Genomic DNA, 14,906 nt, shown 5'->3' on the forward strand with positions numbered 1-14,906 from the left:
GAGCCCCGAGCGATGTAGGTGAGGAGACCCCCTCCACCACTCGCTACGCGAGCGGTCCCCCTCCCCATGAATGGGGAGGAATTTAGGGGCTGGTGCGCGGCGAATCGAGAATCACCCGATTGCCGGCAACGCCCAGTCGATCGGTTTCTCGCCATGCGCCTCGAGAAACGCATTGGCCTTTGAAAAATGGCGACACCCCAGAAATCCGGTATGCGCCGACAGCGGCGAGGGGTGCGGCGCGCGCAATACCAAATGCCGTCCGCCACGCTCGACCGACTCGACGAACGCCGCTTTCTTCTGCGCGTGGCTGCCCCACAGCATGAACACCACCGGCTTTTCGCGCGCATTGACCAGGCGGATCACCGCGTCGGTGAAGCGTTCCCAGCCGCGCCCCTGATGCGACGCCGCCATTCCCATCTGCACGGTCAGCACCGCGTTCAGCAACAGCACGCCCTGCTCGGCCCAATGTTCGAGAAAGCCGTGCCGCGCCGGCGGAATGCCGAGATCGGCCTCCATTTCCTTGTAGATATTGACCAGGCTCGGCGGGGTGCGCGTCCCCGGCTTGACCGAGAAGCACAGGCCATGCGCCTGACCGGGGCCGTGATAGGGATCCTGCCCCAGGATGACGACGCGGACATTGTCGAGCGGCGTCAAATCGAGCGCACGGAACCATTCCGGTCCCTTGGGGAAGATCGCCTTGCCCGCCGCTTTCTCGGCAACCAGGAACGCACGCAGGCTCGCCATATAATCGCTGGCGAACTCGCCGCGCAGCGGTTCGAGCCAGCTTGGATGGAATTTGGGCTCGCTCATCGCCAGCCCTCAGGCCGCGTGCTCGACCAGCGCCTGATATTCGGGATGGCGCTCGATGAACGCCTTCACGAACGGGCAGATCGGAATGACCTTCAATCCGCGGTCGCGCGCGGAATCGAGCGCCGCGCGGATCAGCTTCGACGCGACGCCGCGCCCTTCCAGCTTCTTGGGAACCAGCGTGTGGGTGAAGGTGATCGTGTCGCCTTCCAGCTGATACGCCGCGATCGCACGATGGCCGTCGACCTCGAGCTCGAATTCGTTCTCGGCGCGATTGTCGATGACGCTATTCTCGGCCATTCCTGTTCTCCGCTGGCTAGAATTCCCGCTTAACGGTAGCACCGCGCCATGCAACCCAGCCGCCGCACCGTCCTCGCATCGCTCGCCGCTATGCCGCTGATCGGCGCCGCGCCGGCGGGTCGCAACCGCGTCGTGCTGCTCGGGACCAAGGGTGGCCCGACGCCCAATCCGTTGCGCGCGGAGCCGGCGACGCTGATCGAGCTCGACGGCCGGGCCTGGGTGGTCGATTGCGGCAATGGCGTCGCCAACCAGCTCGCCAAGGCGGGCGTGCCGCTCGATCGCCTCGCGCGGATCTTCGTCACCCACAATCACAGCGATCACGTCGCCGATATCGGCAATCTGATCGAGATCGCCTGGTCGTCGGGATTGAAGACGCCGGTCACCGTCCATGGCCCGCCGCCGATCCGCCAGATCGTCCGCGACCAGCTTTCGGCTTTGTCCTATGACGTCGCCGCGCGCATCCGCGAGGAGGGGCGCATCCCGCTCGATCCGCTGGTCTCGGTCGACGAGCGCGCGCTGCCGGGGCCGGTGGTGCGCGATCGCGGGACGATAGTGACCTCGGCATTAGTCGACCATGAAACGGTCGCGCCGGCCTTCGCCTATCGCTTCGACACGCCGGGCCGATCGATCGTGATCTCGGGCGACACGCGCTATTCGGACGCTCTCGTCGCGCTGGCCAAGGGCGCCGATCTGCTGATCCACGAAGCGATCTACGGCCCGGCCATCCCGCGCATGGCGGGCGAGAATGCGCCGGCGCTCGCCGACCATCTGCGCCGCAGCCATACGCTCGCCGAACAGGTCGGGCTGGTCGCAGCGCGCGCGGGCGTGAAGACGCTGGTCCTGTCGCATCTCGTCCCCGGCGCCGGGGTGACCGACGCGATGTGGATCGCCGCAGTGCGCCGGAATTTCGCCGGGCCGGTGGTGGTCGGCCGCGATTTGATGGAAGTCTGAGCCGCGCATGGCTACATGCCCCGCCGTGACCGATCCCGCCAGCGTTCTTCATTCGACTTTCGGCTTCCCCGCGTTCCGTGGCGTCCAGGAATCGGTCGTGTCGCGCGTGCTGGCGGGTCAGAATACGCTCGCGGTGATGCCGACCGGGGCGGGCAAGTCGCTCTGCTACCAATTGCCCGCGGTGATGCTCGACGGCACCTGCGTCGTGGTCAGCCCGCTGATCGCGCTGATGCACGACCAGCTGCGCGCGGCCGAAGCGGTCGGCATCCGCGCCGCGACCCTGACCAGCGTCGATGAGAATCGGGCGGAGACGCGCGGACGGTTCCTCGATGGCGAACTCGACCTGCTCTATGTCGCACCCGAACGCGCCTCGAACGGCGATTTCCGCGAATTGCTCGAACGCGGGCGGGTGGCGCTGTTCGCGATCGACGAGGCGCATTGCGTCAGCGAATGGGGGCACGATTTCCGCCCCGATTATCGCCTGCTCCGCCCGCTGCTCGATCGCTTCCCCGGTGTCCCGCGCCTTGCGCTGACCGCGACCGCCGACGCACACACCCGCGCCGACATCCTCGATCAGCTCGGCATCCCCAGGGACGGTCTCATCGTCGCCGGGTTCGACCGGCCCAATATCCGTTACGCGATCACCCCGCGCGACAACACCACGCGCCAGATCGCCGATTTGATCGCCGAGACGCCGGGGCCCGGTATCGTCTATGCCCAGACCCGCGCCGGGACCGAGAAACTGGCCGAGGCGCTGGCCAAGACCGGTCGTCCGACGCGCGCTTATCACGCCGGACTCGACCCGCGCGTCCGCGCCAAGAACCAGGCCGATTTCGTCGCGTCGGAGGACATGGTGATCGTCGCCACGGTCGCGTTCGGCATGGGCATCGACAAGCCCGACGTCCGCTTCGTCGCGCATGCCGGCCTGCCCAAGTCGATCGAGGCCTATTATCAGGAAACCGGGCGCGCGGGCCGCGACGGCGACCCGGCGATCGCGCATCTGTTCTGGGGCGCCGACGATTTCGCCCGCGCCCGGCAACGGATCGGCGAGGTCGAGGCGGCACGGCAGCCGGGCGAGCGCATCCGGCTCAACGCACTCGGCGCGCTGGTCGAGACGGCGGGCTGTCGGCGCAAGCTGTTGCTCGGCCATTTCGACGAGCGCGACGTGCCCGATCGCTGCGGCAATTGCGACAATTGCCTCGCGCCGCCCGCGTCGATCGATGCCACGACCGTCGCGCAGAAATATCTCTCGGCGGTGTTCCGCACCGGGCAGAGCTTCGGCAGCGGCTATATAGAAGCGATCCTGACCGGCCAGTCGAGCGAGCGCAGCCTGATGAACGGGCATGAGGCCTTGTCGGTATTCGGCATCGTCGATGGCGAGGAAGCGGCGTTGCTCCGCCCGGTCGGCCGCGCGCTCCAGGTGCGCGATGCGCTGCGGACCAATCCGCATGGCGGGCTCGAATTCGGGCCCGGCGCGCGCGCGATCCTGAAAGGTGGCGAGAAGGTCGAACTGGTCCTGCCGCCCAAGCGCGAGCGTCGCCGCCGCGGCGGGACCGCGACCGGCGGCACCAATCCGATCGGCGATCCGCTGTTCGAGGCACTGCGCGAGAAGCGCCGCGAACTCGCCAGGGAAGCGAGCGTGCCGCCCTATGTCATCTTCCACGATTCGGTGTTGCGCGCGATGGCCGAACTCAAGCCCGGCAGCCGCGCCGCGCTCGGCACGATTTCGGGCGTGGGCGAACGCAAGCTCGACGCTTATGGTGACGCCTTCCTGCAAGTTATCCGGGAAGCGGCATGAGTCTTTTTCCCGGAAACGATGAGGTTTAGTGACGATGATCCGCAAGGTCGACGACAGCATTTCGGTGGCACCGCAGATTTCGGTCGAGGACGTGGCCGCGATCAAAGCGGCGGGGTTTACCGCGATCGTCAACAACCGCCCCGACGACGAGGAAGCGGGCCAGATCCCCGGAGACGCGATTCGCGCCGCAGCGGAAGCGGCGGGCCTGACCTATACGGCGATCCCGATCACGCATGCCGGATTCAGCTATCCGCAGATCGAGGCGATGGCCGAGGTCTTGGCGGGCGCCGATGCCCCGGTGCTCGCTTTCTGCCGCTCGGGCACGCGCTCGTGCAACCTCTGGGCTTTGGCCCAGGCCCGGAATGGCGCCGATGCCGACGTGCTGATCGCCAAGGGCGCCGGCGCGGGGTACAATCTCGACGGCCTCCGCCCGTTGCTCGATCAGTTGAAAGCGCAGGCATGACCCACGCCCAGCTCGTCCAGCTTGCGGGGTCGATCGTCGCGATCCTGGCGCTGGCCGGGTTTGCGCGCTGGCTCAAGCTGGGGGAGAGCCGGATCGCGACGGAGGACGACGCCCGCCGCTTCGCCGAAGAGGCCCTGGCCGGTTTCGAGGGCGGCCGCGCGCTCGTCTCGGGCGACGGCAGCGCGGCCTTGGTCCAGGGGCAAGGCACGATCGCGGTGATCAAGCGCCACGGCGCCAAAGTCGCGGTGCGCCGGCTGGTCCCGCCGCTCCGGGTGCGCGAAGCAGTCGAAGGCGCGACGGTCGACACCGGCGAAAAACTGTTCGGGCCGGTCACGTTGTTCGGTATCACCGCCGATCAGGTTCGGGGTCTGGAAGCGCCACTGACACTCGTGTAAGCAAGCCGCGGATGTGGGGTAAATATGCGCCAGAGGATGTCGATGACCGCGCCGCACTTGCCCGATATCGTCTCGCTCGCCGTGCCGGGCTTCGTGCTGCTGGTGCTGGCCGAGATGCTGGTCGCCTGGGCCAAGGACAAAAGTCGCTACGAACCCAAGGATACGCTGACCAGCCTCGCGCTCGGTACCGGCAGCACCGTCGCCGGCGCGATCACCGCCGGATTGATCTATGCCATGGCGAGCTGGCTCTACAGCCATTTCCGCATCGTCGACTTGCCCAACCCCTGGGCGTGGTACTGGTTCGTCCTGTGCTTCGTGATCGACGATTTCGCTTATTATCTGTTCCACCGCTCGGCGCATCGCGTGCGGTGGTTCTGGGCGAGCCATGTCATCCACCACAGCTCGCAGCATTATAATCTGTCGACCGCGCTCCGGCAGACCTGGACGGGATTCATCTCGATCGGCTTCATCTTCCGGCTGCCCTTGTTCCTGGTGTTCCCGCCGGCGATGGTGCTCTTCGTCGGTGGGGTGAATCTGATCTATCAATTCTGGATCCACACCGAAGTGATCGGGCGGATGCCGCGCTGGTTCGAAGCGGTGATGAACACGCCGTCGCACCACCGCGTCCATCACGCCACCAACCCGCGCTATCTCGACAAGAATTACGCCGGCGTGTTCATCGTCTGGGACCGCTGGCTCGGCACGTTCGAGCCCGAGCGCGACGACGAGGCGCCGCGCTACGGCATCGTCAAGAATCTCGGCAGCTTCAACCTGGTCTGGGCGGCGTTCCACGAATGGGTGGGGATCGCGAAGGACGTGTGGTCGGCGCCGGGCATCAAGGCCAAGTGGAATTACATCGCGCAACCGCCGGGCTGGAGCCACGACGGTAGCCGCGAGACGTCTGAAACGATCAAGGCGCGTTGGGAACAACGCGAGCGGGAGCGGGAGAAAGCTGAGTGGACGAAGCCGATATCGTCGTCGTCGGGGGAGGATCGGGCGGCGCCGCGGCGGCCGGACGGCTCAGCGAGGACGGTCGCTACACCGTAGCGTTGCTCGAGGCGGGCGGGCGCAATACCGGACTGAGGACGCGCGTCCCCGGCTTCATGGCCTTCCAGACCGACAAGACCAATTGGCGGCTCGAAACCGTGCCGCAGCCGGGGCTGAACGGCCGCCGCGGCTATCAGCCGCGCGGCAAGGGGCTGGGCGGGTCGAGCGCGATCAACGCGATGCTCTATCTGCGCGGCAATGCCTGGGATTACGACAATTGGGCGGCGATGGGCTGCGATGGCTGGTCCTATGCCGACGTACTGCCGGCGTTCAAACGGTCCGAGGGCAATGAGCGCGGGGCGAGCGACTATCATGGCGGCGACGGGCCGCTCAGCGTGTCGGACCAGCATTGGCCGCATCCCGGCAGCCTCGAATTCGTCGAAGCGGCGGCGATGCTGCAGATTCCGCGCAACGAGGATTTCAACGGCGCGCGGCAGGACGGCGTCGGTGTCTATCAGGTGACGCAGAAGAACGGCGAGCGCTGGACATCGAGCCGCGCTTATGTCGAGCCGGCCGTGTCGCGGCCCAATTTCAATGTCGTGACCGAGGCCCTGGCCGAACGCGTGCTGTTCGAGGACGGCAAGGCCTGGGGTGTCGCCTATCGACGCGGTAACGAGCATCACGTCATCCGCGCGCGCAAGGCAGTGGTGCTGGCGGGCGGGGTGTTCGGCACGCCGCAATTGCTGATGCTGTCGGGGATCGGCCCGGCCGCGCACCTCGCGGCGCACGGCCTGACGGTCGCGGTCGACCGGCCCGCCGTCGGCGCCAATCTGCAGGACCATATCGATTACGTCGCGGCCTATGAAGTGCCCGGCCGCTTCTTCCTCGGCAGTTCACTTGCCGGCACGCTCAGCATGGCCGGCGGCGTGATCCGCTGGTTCAGGAGCCGGTCGGGCGTGATGACCACGCCGTTCGCCGAGGCCGGCGGGTTCCTGACCGTGATGCCCGATGCGCCGGCACCCGATGTGCAGCTCCATTTCGTGCCGGTGGTGCTTGAGGATCACGGGCGGACCAAGGTCAAGGCGCATGGCTTTTCGTGCCATGTCTGCGTGCTGCGGCCGGAAAGCCACGGCACGGTCCGGCTCGCTTCGTCCGATCCGCGTACCGCGCCGCTGATCGATCCTGCCTTCCTGACCGATCCGCGCGACATGGCAGTTATGAAGGCGGGGGTGCGCACGATGTACCGCATCCTCAACGCGCCGCCGCTCAGCCGTCATCGCGGCAAGGACCGCTATCCGATCGACTTCGGCGACGACGACGCGCTGGAGCGGCTGATCCGCGGGCGCGCCGATACCGTCTATCATCCGGTCGGCACCGCGCGGATGGGGGCGGACGCCGATGCGGTGTGCGACCCGAAGCTGCGCGTACGCGGGGTCGAGGGGCTGTATGTCGCCGACGCCTCGATCATGCCCAAACTAATCAGCGGCAACACCAATGCGCCCTCGATCATGATCGGCGAGCGTTGCGCGGATTTCGTGAAGGCGGATTGAGGGGCCTGAGCCGCTAAGCTAAACGCTTCCCCGGCGAAGGCCGGGGCCCAGTTTCGCGCACGTCGAGATAGCATCCCGCCGCCGGAGGTACGCCGCGACCGGGCCCCGGCCTTCGCCGGGGACGCGGGCTTTAAGGTCGCGGAATAATCTCCAAAAGAACGAGGCTGCGCATCGAACGCCGCAGGCATTCGGCGCATGAAAAGAGGGCCGGTGACTTTCGCCACCGGCCCAGGTCGTCCGCAGGAGGAACGTATTGGGGGGCGCCGGGTCGACCGGCGCCCCGATCTTGTCAGTAGTGGTAAGCCCGCTCGCCATGCTCGGCGATGTCGAGGCCTTCGCGCTCGACTTCTTCCGACACCCGGAAGCCCCAGAGCTTGTCGATGATGACATAGAGGATGGCAGCACCGATCCCCGACCAAGCCAGCGTGATGCCGACCGCTTCGGCTTGCGTGATCAGCTGAGCGACCCAGTCATAAGGCGCCACGACCAAGGTGCCGGGCTTGGACGCATAGTCGGCGATGCCCTGGCCGCCCAGCGCCGGGTTGGCGAGGATGGCGGTCATCAGCGCGCCGGTGATGCCACCGATGCAGTGCACGCCGAACACGTCGAGCGAGTCGTCATATTTGAACTTCGACTTCACCACGCTGACGAAGAAGAAGCAGATCGGCGAGACCATCAGGCCCAGGATCACCGAGCCCATCGTGCCGGCAAAGCCCGAGGCGGGCGTGACGGCGACCAGGCCGGCGACGACACCCGAGGCGGCACCGAGCAGCGACGGCTTGCCGCGCACGATCTGTTCGGTCAGCAGCCAGCTCATCCCGGCGGCGGCGGTGGCGATCATCGTGTTCATGAAGGCGACCGAGGCAACCGACGTCGCTTCGAGGTTGGAGCCGGCGTTGAAGCCGAACCAGCCCACCCACAGCAGGGAGGCGCCGATCATGGTCATGGTCAGCGAGTGCGGCGGCATCGGTTCGTTCGGATAGCCGAGACGCTTGCCGAGCAGCAGGCACATCACCAGCCCGGTGATGCCGGCGTTGATGTGGACGACGGTGCCGCCGGCGAAGTCGATCGCACCCTTTTGGAAGAGCCAACCAGCCTCGCCATTGACCGCGTCGAGCGCTGCCTTGCCCTTGAGCGCGGCGGCGGCGACGGCGTCAGGCCCGTCCCAATACCAGACCATGTGCGCGATCGGGAAATAGACGAAGGTCGCCCAGAGCGCGACGAACAGCATCAGCGGCGAGAATTTGATCCGCTCCGCCACCGATCCGACGAACAAAGCCGGGGTGATCATCGCGAACGTCATCTGGAACAGGACGTAGGTCAGTTCCGGAATGTAGACGCCGTTCGAGAAGGTCGCCGCGGCTGCATTGGCATCGACCCCCTTCAGGAATAGCTTGGTGAAGGGATTGCCAAAATACGCATTGTAGGTGGTGAAGGTCTCCGAATAGCCCCAGCACACCCAGATCACGCCGATCATGCAGACGATCATCAGCACCTGGGTCAGCACCGACAGCATGTTCTTGGTGCGGACCAGGCCGCCATAGAACAGCGCCAGGCCGGGTACCGACATCATCAGCACTAGCAAGGTCGACACCAGCATCCAGGTATTGTCGCCCTTGTTCATATTGGCGAGCGACGGCGTGGCGATAACGGGTGTGGCGGCAGGCGCGGGCGCAGCCGCCGCGGCCTGGGCAAAGGCCGGGTGGCACATCAGCGCGGCAACGCCGATCGCTCCCAATCCGGCCAGAATCTTGGTCGATTGTTTCATCATTCCCCCCATCTCAGAGAGCGCTGTCATCGGTTTCGCCGGTGCGAATGCGCACCGCCTGACCGACGTCGAGCACGAAGATCTTGCCGTCGCCGATGGCGCCGGTGTTGGCGGATGCCTGGATCGCTTCGATCACCGCGCCCGCCATGTCGGACGCGCAGGCAACCTCGATCTTGATCTTCGGCACCATGTTCGTGCTGTATTCCGCACCGCGGTAAATCTCGGTCTGGCCTTTTTGTCGGCCGAACCCTTTCACCTCGGTCACGGTCATACCCGCGACGCCCACGCTCGACAGTGCTTCGCGCACCTCGTCGAGCTTGAACGGTTTGATGATGGCAATGACGAGTTTCATCGCGCCCCTTTCCGTTTTGTCCCGGAATGCTGCATCGCAAGGGACGTGCCAGAGTCGATTCCACGCGTTTCCGCGCCGAATCGCGCAAGGAAATGTTACGGAGGCGTTAAAATTTGTGCAGCTGCGAATGCGTGCTTATTTTTCAGGCAGAATCGCCTGCCCATTCTTTGAGCAGCCCCTGCGCCCGCGCCAGATCGTATTCATCCACCATCACCCGCACCGGGATCAGCCGGAACGACCCTTCCGCCATATGCGTGCCGGCATCGAAGGCGATCGCCGGAATGCCTTCGGATTCGAGCCGGCCGACGATGATATGCGCTTCCGGATAGGAATAGCCGCCGAGTTCGACCAGGCTCATTGCTGCTGTTGTTCCTGCTGCTGGTTCGGGGGCGGGCCTTGCGTCGGGTTACGCACCGGGAGCCCATCGATGCTCTTCAGCCGCACCGCATATTTGGCCTGGCGCACCTCTTCGCCATATTGGCGGTGATATTTGCTCAGCGTGTCGCGCTCGCGCTCGAAGCTCATATGCGGGACGCCCCAGCCGCAGCTGGTCTGGACCTGATCGACCTCGATCACGAAAATCTGCCGCGTGCCCGGGAGCAGGTCGAAATGCGCCGCATGCTCGCCCCAGTCGGCATCCTGCGGCAGCACCGCGCGCCCGTGGCCGTAGAAGCGCAGGATCAGCGCGGGATTGTCGAACGCGCAGAACATGATCGTGATGCGGCCATCGGCGATCAGATGCGCGTTGGTCTCGTTGCCCGAGCCTTGCACGTCGAGATAGGCGACGCGATTGGGTGACAGGACGCGAAACGAATCCATCCCTTTCGGGCTGAGATTGACGCGCGCATCCGCGGCGGCGGTGGCGACGAAGAACACCGGCTGGCGTTCGACAAAGGCGACATGCTTGTCGCTCAGCGCATCGAAGAATTCGGCCATTCTCTATTCCGTCATCCCAGCGAAAGAGTGACGGGTCGGATCGTCCCCCGGACGATCCCTGAGCATGCGGGGCATGCTCAACCCGTCACTGATCTCACGCCGTATCACACCACCGCCTGAGACCCCAGCTTTCGCTGGGATGACGGGCCGGGGCTTGGGTCTGCCCTAGACTGCGCGCGGCACGCGGGGGCGGCCGATCGGGCATTCGAGCGCGTCGCGATCCCAATTGGCGAGGTCGGCGGCGGCGTCATAGGTCGACTGGCAGAAAGCGAGCAATGCGGCGTCCGGATCGGGCGCGGCGCGCACCGCGGCATAAGGCAGGATGAACTCGCGCATGTCCGCGTTCCAGGCGGCCTGGTCCGGCGCGATCGTCGCCCCGGCATAACCGGCGGGTTCGGGATAGGCATAAGCGTAGAAAGCGGCATGCGGATAGGCATCGCTGCCCGGCCAGAAACCGACGCTTGCTTCCTCATGGCTGTATGCCTCGCATGCGACGTCGTCAGGCAGGCCGGGCATCCCGCCGGGGTGTTTCGGCGCAACCCGGCCCGAAAAGCGCGTCGCGGCGAGATCGAAGCTCCCCCAGAACAGATGGATCGGGCTTGCCTTGCCGAGAAAGCCGGTGCGGAATTGGTAGAAGACGCGGCGCACCTGGATCAGTGTGCGCCAGAAGTCGCGCGCCGCCCCGGCATCGTAGGGGCGTTGCTCATGGTCATCGGCAAAAGGCGGATAGCCAGGCATCTCGCTCGGGCTGCCGTCGAAATCCGATGCGGCGCCCAAGGCGTCGAGCGCCGCGACGACCTCGCCATGGAAATCGGCGATCGTTCCCGCCGCCAACGCGATCGACCGCATCCCGCCATCGCTGGTAGCGAACGTCACCGCATCGCCGATCAGGTCGAAGTCGATCTGCAGGATCCGGCCCCCGCACGGGATCGCCGAGGTCGTCCAGCCGCGCGCGGTCAGGTAGAAGGGAACGTGCCAGCTATGGTTGAGCCAGGGCGTCAGCGCGAGCCGCACCTTGCCGACGATCTGGCAGCGCAATTGCAGCCCGATCGCGGTTTCGCGCCAGTGGGTCCAGTCGAGGGCGGGCCAATTCGTCATGCGGTTCTATCGCGCTCGGCGATGAGACGGTTCTTGCGTTCCACCAATTCACACACTTCGCGTTCGAGCAGCGCCCAGAAACCTAACTCGATCGGCTCGAGCGTGTTCATTTCATGGTCGAACTCAAGGATGTGCCCCTCGCTATCTGCGCAATAGACGTTGGCATCGCCGATCCGTTTCAGAATTGGTACGGCCGCGTGGCCGGTCTGGCTTTGGAACTGACTGCCGACGACATCCATCCGCATCCAATCCTCGCTTGTCGTGAGCGGCGTGAAGCTGTGAACGCCATAGAGGAACTGCCAGAAAGGAGCCACTTGAAGCGGTTGCGGCCGCGGCCAAACGCGCTCGGCTGCCAGAACAATCGCCCCCGGGAATTCGCCACTGACGTGATCGATGAACTCGTCCGGAAAACGAACGCCCAGGCTCTTACCAAGGGCCTGTACCTCCGCTTCTGTCGCATTGCCCTCGCCGAGGGGATAAAGCGTAAAGTCGCCATCGACGTGACGGCTAAAGATGGCTCTGGTCTGATCGGTGCGTTTCTTACGCCCCGAAAACCAACCCATAATCGCTTCCTACTTACTGTGTCAGACCGCGGTGCCGCCGACCGTCAGCCCCGATACCAGCAAGGTCGGCTGCCCGACTCCCGCCGGCACGCTCTGCCCGCCCTTGCCGCACATCCCCACGCCTTCGTCGAGCGCGAAGTCGTTGCCGATGCCGGTCACCTTGGTCAGCACGCTCGGCCCGTCGCCGATTAGCGTCGCGCCCTTGATCGGGGCGCCCAATTTGCCGTTCTCGATCAGATAGGCCTCGGTGCAGCTGAACACGAACTTGCCCGACACGATGTCGACCTGCCCGCCGCCGAACGACTTGGCGAAAATGCCTTTCTTGACCCGGCTGAGCAATTCGGCGGGATTGTCCTGGCCGCCCTTCATGAAAGTATTGGTCATGCGCGGCATCGGCGCGTGCGCGAAGGATTCGCGGCGGCCATTGCCGGTCGGCTCGACGCCCATCAGCCGCGCGTTGAGGCGGTCATGGATATAGCCCTTGAGGATGCCGTCCTCGATCAGGATATTCTCGCGCGTCGGCGTGCCTTCGTCGTCGATCGACAGCGACCCGCGCCGCGCGTTGATCGATCCGTCGTCGACCACGGTGACGCCCGGCGCCGCGACGCGCTCGCCGATCCGGCCGGAAAAGGCGCTGGTGCCTTTGCGGTTGAAATCGCCTTCGAGCCCGTGCCCGATCGCTTCGTGGAGCAGCACGCCCGGCCAGCCCGGCCCGAGCAAGACGGTCATCTCGCCGGCGGGAGCGGCGACCGAGTCGAGATTGACCAATGCCTGTGCCAGCGCCTCGTCGATCGCGCGGTTCCAGGTCGCGGGCTCGAACAGCGACTCGTAGAGATAGCGTCCGCCGATACCGAACGTCCCGGTCTCGCGCCGGCCGTCATGTTCGACCACGATCGAGACGTTGAGCCGCACCAGCGGCCGCACGTCGGTGGCGGTGAAGCCGTCGGGGCGCACCACCTCGATCACGTTCCACGACCCCGACAGGCTGACCGAGACCTGGGCGACGCGCGGGTCGCGGGCGCGGGCGGCGGCGTCGATCGTCTGGCACAGGTTCACCTTGTCGGCGAACGGAATCAGGTCGAGCGGATCGGCATCGGTATAGAGGTGGCGGTTGGTGTGCTGCGGCGGCGGCGCCTTGGGGCCGGTCGACGGGTCGATCAGCGCCATCGTCTCCGACGCGCGCAGGATCGCGGCCGCGCTGATCTCATTGGCATGGGCAAAGGCAGTGGTCTCGCCCGACACCGCGCGCAGGCCGAATCCCGAATGCGTGTCGTAGCTGGCGGTCTTCAGCCGCCCGTCGTCGAACCCGAACGCCTCGGACCGGGCATATTGCAGATAGAGCTCGCCATCATCGGCATGGTCGAGCGCTGTCGCGGTCAGCCTTTTGGCCTCTTCGGGGTCGAGCTGGTCGCGGTACAGGAACTGGCGGGGGTCGGCTGGGCTGGTCATGCCCAATAGGTAGGAGCGCGCGGCGCCGAGGTAAACCGCCCGGCGCTATTCGGGCAGAGTGTAAGCGAGATCGTAGTGATGAACGCCGTCCCTGACCTCGATCGAGAAGGTCCCCGAGATCCCGGTCAGCGCATCGGTCCCGGTATCGGGCGCGATAACGATATCGAGCACGCCGTTCCCGGCTTTGTCCATCGTCGCGCGATGGAGCAGCAGGAAGCCGCCGGGCTTGCCGTCGATGGTGCCGCGAAACTGGTCGACCGCGACATATGCACCGGCATTGCCCGGGGCCGGCGCGCCGGCCGACAACATGATGCCCTGCGCGCTGCCCGTCATGCCGCCGACGAAGGTTTTGGCGATCGCCATTCGGCCGGTTGGCAACCCGCCTTCGGGCGCCTCGCCCTGCGCCTCGGGGGTGATCTTCACTTCGAACGTGCCGGTGGCGTGATGGGTCATGACGGATTCCCCGATCTGCGGACGGGACGGATTGTGCGGACCGGCGGTGCGAGTCGCCCGGACTTCACAGGCTCGCGCCGGCCGGATGGTCCGGAAGTTCGCTCTGGTCGGCGCCATCGGCCGGGCCGCCGATCAACACGAAGCGGCGGTCGCAATAGCCGCAATCGACATAGCCGGCCTCGTCGATCTGCAGGAACACGCGGGGATGGCCCAGGGCCGCGCCACCGGGAATGTCGGTCGCGCCGTCGCAGGCGACGCGGGGATGGGAGACGCGGACGATTTCGGGCGGTGCGATCATGCTGGCGCGATAGCAAGGCGCGTCGGGCGCATCAATCTCTCCTGCTGCCTTGCCAAGCTCGACCCTGCGACGCACGATAAGGCCATGATCCTTGTAAAGCTTGCGGCGATCGCCGCCTTGATCGTGGCGGCCCCTGCCGCCGCCGCTCCCCAAACCGCGACCAAGCCCGCCGCAAAACCGGCGCCGGGCAAGCCCGCCGCCAAGGCCAAGCCGAAGGCCAGGACCAAACTCCCGCCGCCAGCGCTCAACATCGCCGAAAAGGACGGGTTCGGCGTCATGCAGGTTGCCGCGTCCGACGCGGCGGCGTTCATCGCCGCCTGGAAGATAGGCGACGGAGCCAAGAACGAAACCACCCGCACGGTCGCCGACAAGCCGCTCTTCACCCTGCTGATCTTCCGCGGCTGCAAGGCCGATGCCGACGGCAAATGCGACATCGTCGCCGATTTCGCGATCACGCGGCCGGACGGCACGATCAACGAGGATAACAAAGGCGTCGTAGTGTGGAACAAGGCCGCGCCCACCGATCCCAAGAAGCCGATGATCGGCGATGGCGCGCTCGGTTACGGCGTCGATTCGGAAGGGCCGTTTGGCGATTACCGCGTGGTCGCGACGGTGACGGATAAGGTGGCGGGCACGTCGGTCACCACCGAGCAGACGCTGACGATCGCCCCAGCCTTGCCCACGCCAGAGGTCAAATAAAAAATCCTCCCCGTTTACGGGGAGGGGGACCAAGACGCA

The 14,906-nt window shown here is 65.9% G+C and carries 18 protein-coding genes; 7 read left to right on the top strand and 11 right to left on the bottom strand.

Going from position 1 to position 14,906, the window contains the following annotated elements; translation table 11 throughout:
* Positions 1–111: 111 nt before the first annotated feature.
* A complete protein-coding gene (ung, locus tag SAS01S_RS18965; protein WP_066812441.1) occupies positions 112–810 on the bottom strand; it encodes a uracil-DNA glycosylase in 699 nt (232 codons plus the stop codon).
* Positions 811–819: 9 nt separating this feature from the next.
* Complete coding sequence (locus tag SAS01S_RS18970; RefSeq protein ID WP_066812442.1) at positions 820–1,107, bottom strand: GNAT family N-acetyltransferase; 288 nt, start codon at positions 1,105–1,107, stop codon at positions 820–822.
* A 48-nt stretch (positions 1,108–1,155) separates the two neighbouring features.
* Between SAS01S_RS18970 and SAS01S_RS18975 the strand changes: the two genes are divergently transcribed.
* Genes SAS01S_RS18975 through SAS01S_RS19000 form a run of 6 tightly spaced genes read left to right on the top strand, consistent with a single transcriptional unit; the run spans position 1,156 to position 7,251 of the window.
* Positions 1,156–2,058, top strand: a complete 903-nt coding sequence (locus tag SAS01S_RS18975; RefSeq protein ID WP_084239222.1) for an MBL fold metallo-hydrolase — start codon at positions 1,156–1,158, stop codon at positions 2,056–2,058.
* Between the two features lie 7 nt (positions 2,059–2,065).
* A complete protein-coding gene (gene recQ, locus SAS01S_RS18980; RefSeq protein ID WP_066812443.1) occupies positions 2,066–3,856 on the top strand; it encodes a DNA helicase RecQ in 1,791 nt (596 codons plus the stop codon).
* Positions 3,857–3,890: 34 nt separating this feature from the next.
* The gene (locus tag SAS01S_RS18985; protein WP_066812444.1) at positions 3,891–4,319 is read left to right on the top strand and encodes a protein tyrosine phosphatase family protein; all 429 of its coding nucleotides are present in this window, start codon (positions 3,891–3,893) and stop codon (positions 4,317–4,319) included.
* The gene (locus tag SAS01S_RS18990; protein ID WP_066812445.1) at positions 4,316–4,714 is read left to right on the top strand and encodes a hypothetical protein; all 399 of its coding nucleotides are present in this window, start codon (positions 4,316–4,318) and stop codon (positions 4,712–4,714) included. Before SAS01S_RS18985 ends, SAS01S_RS18990 begins: the two co-directional genes overlap by 4 nt.
* A 42-nt stretch (positions 4,715–4,756) precedes the next feature.
* Positions 4,757–5,761, top strand: a complete 1,005-nt coding sequence (locus SAS01S_RS18995) for a sterol desaturase family protein (protein ID WP_066812456.1) — start codon at positions 4,757–4,759, stop codon at positions 5,759–5,761.
* Positions 5,671–7,251: a GMC family oxidoreductase gene (locus tag SAS01S_RS19000; protein ID WP_066812446.1), complete on the top strand. Its 1,581-nt coding sequence runs from the start codon at positions 5,671–5,673 to the stop codon at positions 7,249–7,251. Before SAS01S_RS18995 ends, SAS01S_RS19000 begins: the two co-directional genes overlap by 91 nt.
* 289 nt (positions 7,252–7,540) lie before the next feature.
* Here the strand turns inward: SAS01S_RS19000 and SAS01S_RS19005 are convergent, their stop codons facing one another.
* The 9 genes from SAS01S_RS19005 to SAS01S_RS19045 form a co-directional block, all read right to left on the bottom strand.
* Positions 7,541–9,019 (bottom strand): ammonium transporter, encoded by a 1,479-nt coding sequence (locus SAS01S_RS19005; RefSeq protein WP_066812457.1) that lies wholly within the window; start codon positions 9,017–9,019, stop codon positions 7,541–7,543.
* 13 nt (positions 9,020–9,032) lie between these two features.
* Positions 9,033–9,371, bottom strand: a complete 339-nt coding sequence (locus SAS01S_RS19010; protein ID WP_066812447.1) for a P-II family nitrogen regulator — start codon at positions 9,369–9,371, stop codon at positions 9,033–9,035.
* 142 nt (positions 9,372–9,513) lie between these two features.
* Positions 9,514–9,729, bottom strand: a complete 216-nt coding sequence (locus SAS01S_RS19015) for a putative signal transducing protein (RefSeq protein WP_066812448.1) — start codon at positions 9,727–9,729, stop codon at positions 9,514–9,516.
* Positions 9,726–10,307 carry a pyridoxamine 5'-phosphate oxidase family protein gene (locus SAS01S_RS19020; RefSeq protein WP_066812449.1) on the bottom strand — a complete coding sequence of 194 codons (582 nt, stop codon included), beginning with the start codon at positions 10,305–10,307 and terminating at the stop codon, positions 9,726–9,728. Before SAS01S_RS19020 ends, SAS01S_RS19015 begins: the two co-directional genes overlap by 4 nt.
* A 165-nt stretch (positions 10,308–10,472) precedes the next feature.
* A complete protein-coding gene (locus tag SAS01S_RS19025; RefSeq protein ID WP_066812450.1) occupies positions 10,473–11,405 on the bottom strand; it encodes a DUF5996 family protein in 933 nt (310 codons plus the stop codon).
* Entirely contained in the window at positions 11,402–11,968 is a 567-nt protein-coding gene (locus SAS01S_RS19030) for an SMI1/KNR4 family protein (protein WP_066812451.1), read from the bottom strand. The genes SAS01S_RS19025 and SAS01S_RS19030 overlap by 4 nt, the downstream gene beginning before the upstream one ends.
* 21 nt (positions 11,969–11,989) lie before the next feature.
* Positions 11,990–13,417, bottom strand: a complete 1,428-nt coding sequence (tldD, locus tag SAS01S_RS19035; protein ID WP_066812452.1) for a metalloprotease TldD — start codon at positions 13,415–13,417, stop codon at positions 11,990–11,992.
* 45 nt (positions 13,418–13,462) lie between these two features.
* The gene (locus SAS01S_RS19040; protein WP_066812453.1) at positions 13,463–13,870 is read right to left on the bottom strand and encodes a DUF3224 domain-containing protein; all 408 of its coding nucleotides are present in this window, start codon (positions 13,868–13,870) and stop codon (positions 13,463–13,465) included.
* 64 nt (positions 13,871–13,934) lie between these two features.
* Entirely contained in the window at positions 13,935–14,168 is a 234-nt protein-coding gene (locus SAS01S_RS19045; RefSeq protein ID WP_066812458.1) for a zinc-finger domain-containing protein, read from the bottom strand.
* Between the two features lie 84 nt (positions 14,169–14,252).
* On the opposite strand from SAS01S_RS19045, the gene SAS01S_RS19050 reads away from it, so the two are divergent.
* Positions 14,253–14,867, top strand: a complete 615-nt coding sequence (locus tag SAS01S_RS19050) for a hypothetical protein (protein ID WP_157082911.1) — start codon at positions 14,253–14,255, stop codon at positions 14,865–14,867.
* Positions 14,868–14,906 lie beyond the last annotated feature (39 nt).

The organism is Sphingomonas asaccharolytica NBRC 15499, from assembly GCF_001598355.1.
GTDB classification, from domain to species: Bacteria; Pseudomonadota; Alphaproteobacteria; order Sphingomonadales; family Sphingomonadaceae; genus Sphingomonas; species Sphingomonas asaccharolytica.

What these genes read in the sequence shown, in the direction of transcription:
- SAS01S_RS19015 (WP_066812448.1), bottom strand. Translation starts at nt 9,729, where the DNA reads ATGAGCCTGGTCGAACTCGGCGGCTATTCCTATCCGGAAGCGCATATC.
- SAS01S_RS18995 (WP_066812456.1), top strand. Translation starts at nt 4,757, where the DNA reads ATGACCGCGCCGCACTTGCCCGATATCGTCTCGCTCGCCGTGCCGGGC.
- ung (WP_066812441.1), bottom strand. Translation starts at nt 810, where the DNA reads ATGAGCGAGCCCAAATTCCATCCAAGCTGGCTCGAACCGCTGCGCGGC.
- SAS01S_RS18990 (WP_066812445.1), top strand. Translation starts at nt 4,316, where the DNA reads ATGACCCACGCCCAGCTCGTCCAGCTTGCGGGGTCGATCGTCGCGATC.
- SAS01S_RS19045 (WP_066812458.1), bottom strand. Translation starts at nt 14,168, where the DNA reads ATGATCGCACCGCCCGAAATCGTCCGCGTCTCCCATCCCCGCGTCGCC.
- SAS01S_RS18985 (WP_066812444.1), top strand. Translation starts at nt 3,891, where the DNA reads ATGATCCGCAAGGTCGACGACAGCATTTCGGTGGCACCGCAGATTTCG.
- SAS01S_RS18975 (WP_084239222.1), top strand. Translation starts at nt 1,156, where the DNA reads ATGCAACCCAGCCGCCGCACCGTCCTCGCATCGCTCGCCGCTATGCCG.
- SAS01S_RS19010 (WP_066812447.1), bottom strand. Translation starts at nt 9,371, where the DNA reads ATGAAACTCGTCATTGCCATCATCAAACCGTTCAAGCTCGACGAGGTG.
- tldD (WP_066812452.1), bottom strand. Translation starts at nt 13,417, where the DNA reads ATGACCAGCCCAGCCGACCCCCGCCAGTTCCTGTACCGCGACCAGCTC.
- SAS01S_RS19030 (WP_066812451.1), bottom strand. Translation starts at nt 11,968, where the DNA reads ATGGGTTGGTTTTCGGGGCGTAAGAAACGCACCGATCAGACCAGAGCC.
- SAS01S_RS19025 (WP_066812450.1), bottom strand. Translation starts at nt 11,405, where the DNA reads ATGACGAATTGGCCCGCCCTCGACTGGACCCACTGGCGCGAAACCGCG.
- recQ (WP_066812443.1), top strand. Translation starts at nt 2,066, where the DNA reads ATGGCTACATGCCCCGCCGTGACCGATCCCGCCAGCGTTCTTCATTCG.
- SAS01S_RS19005 (WP_066812457.1), bottom strand. Translation starts at nt 9,019, where the DNA reads ATGAAACAATCGACCAAGATTCTGGCCGGATTGGGAGCGATCGGCGTT.
- SAS01S_RS19040 (WP_066812453.1), bottom strand. Translation starts at nt 13,870, where the DNA reads ATGACCCATCACGCCACCGGCACGTTCGAAGTGAAGATCACCCCCGAG.
- SAS01S_RS19050 (WP_157082911.1), top strand. Translation starts at nt 14,253, where the DNA reads ATGATCCTTGTAAAGCTTGCGGCGATCGCCGCCTTGATCGTGGCGGCC.
- SAS01S_RS19020 (WP_066812449.1), bottom strand. Translation starts at nt 10,307, where the DNA reads ATGGCCGAATTCTTCGATGCGCTGAGCGACAAGCATGTCGCCTTTGTC.
- SAS01S_RS18970 (WP_066812442.1), bottom strand. Translation starts at nt 1,107, where the DNA reads ATGGCCGAGAATAGCGTCATCGACAATCGCGCCGAGAACGAATTCGAG.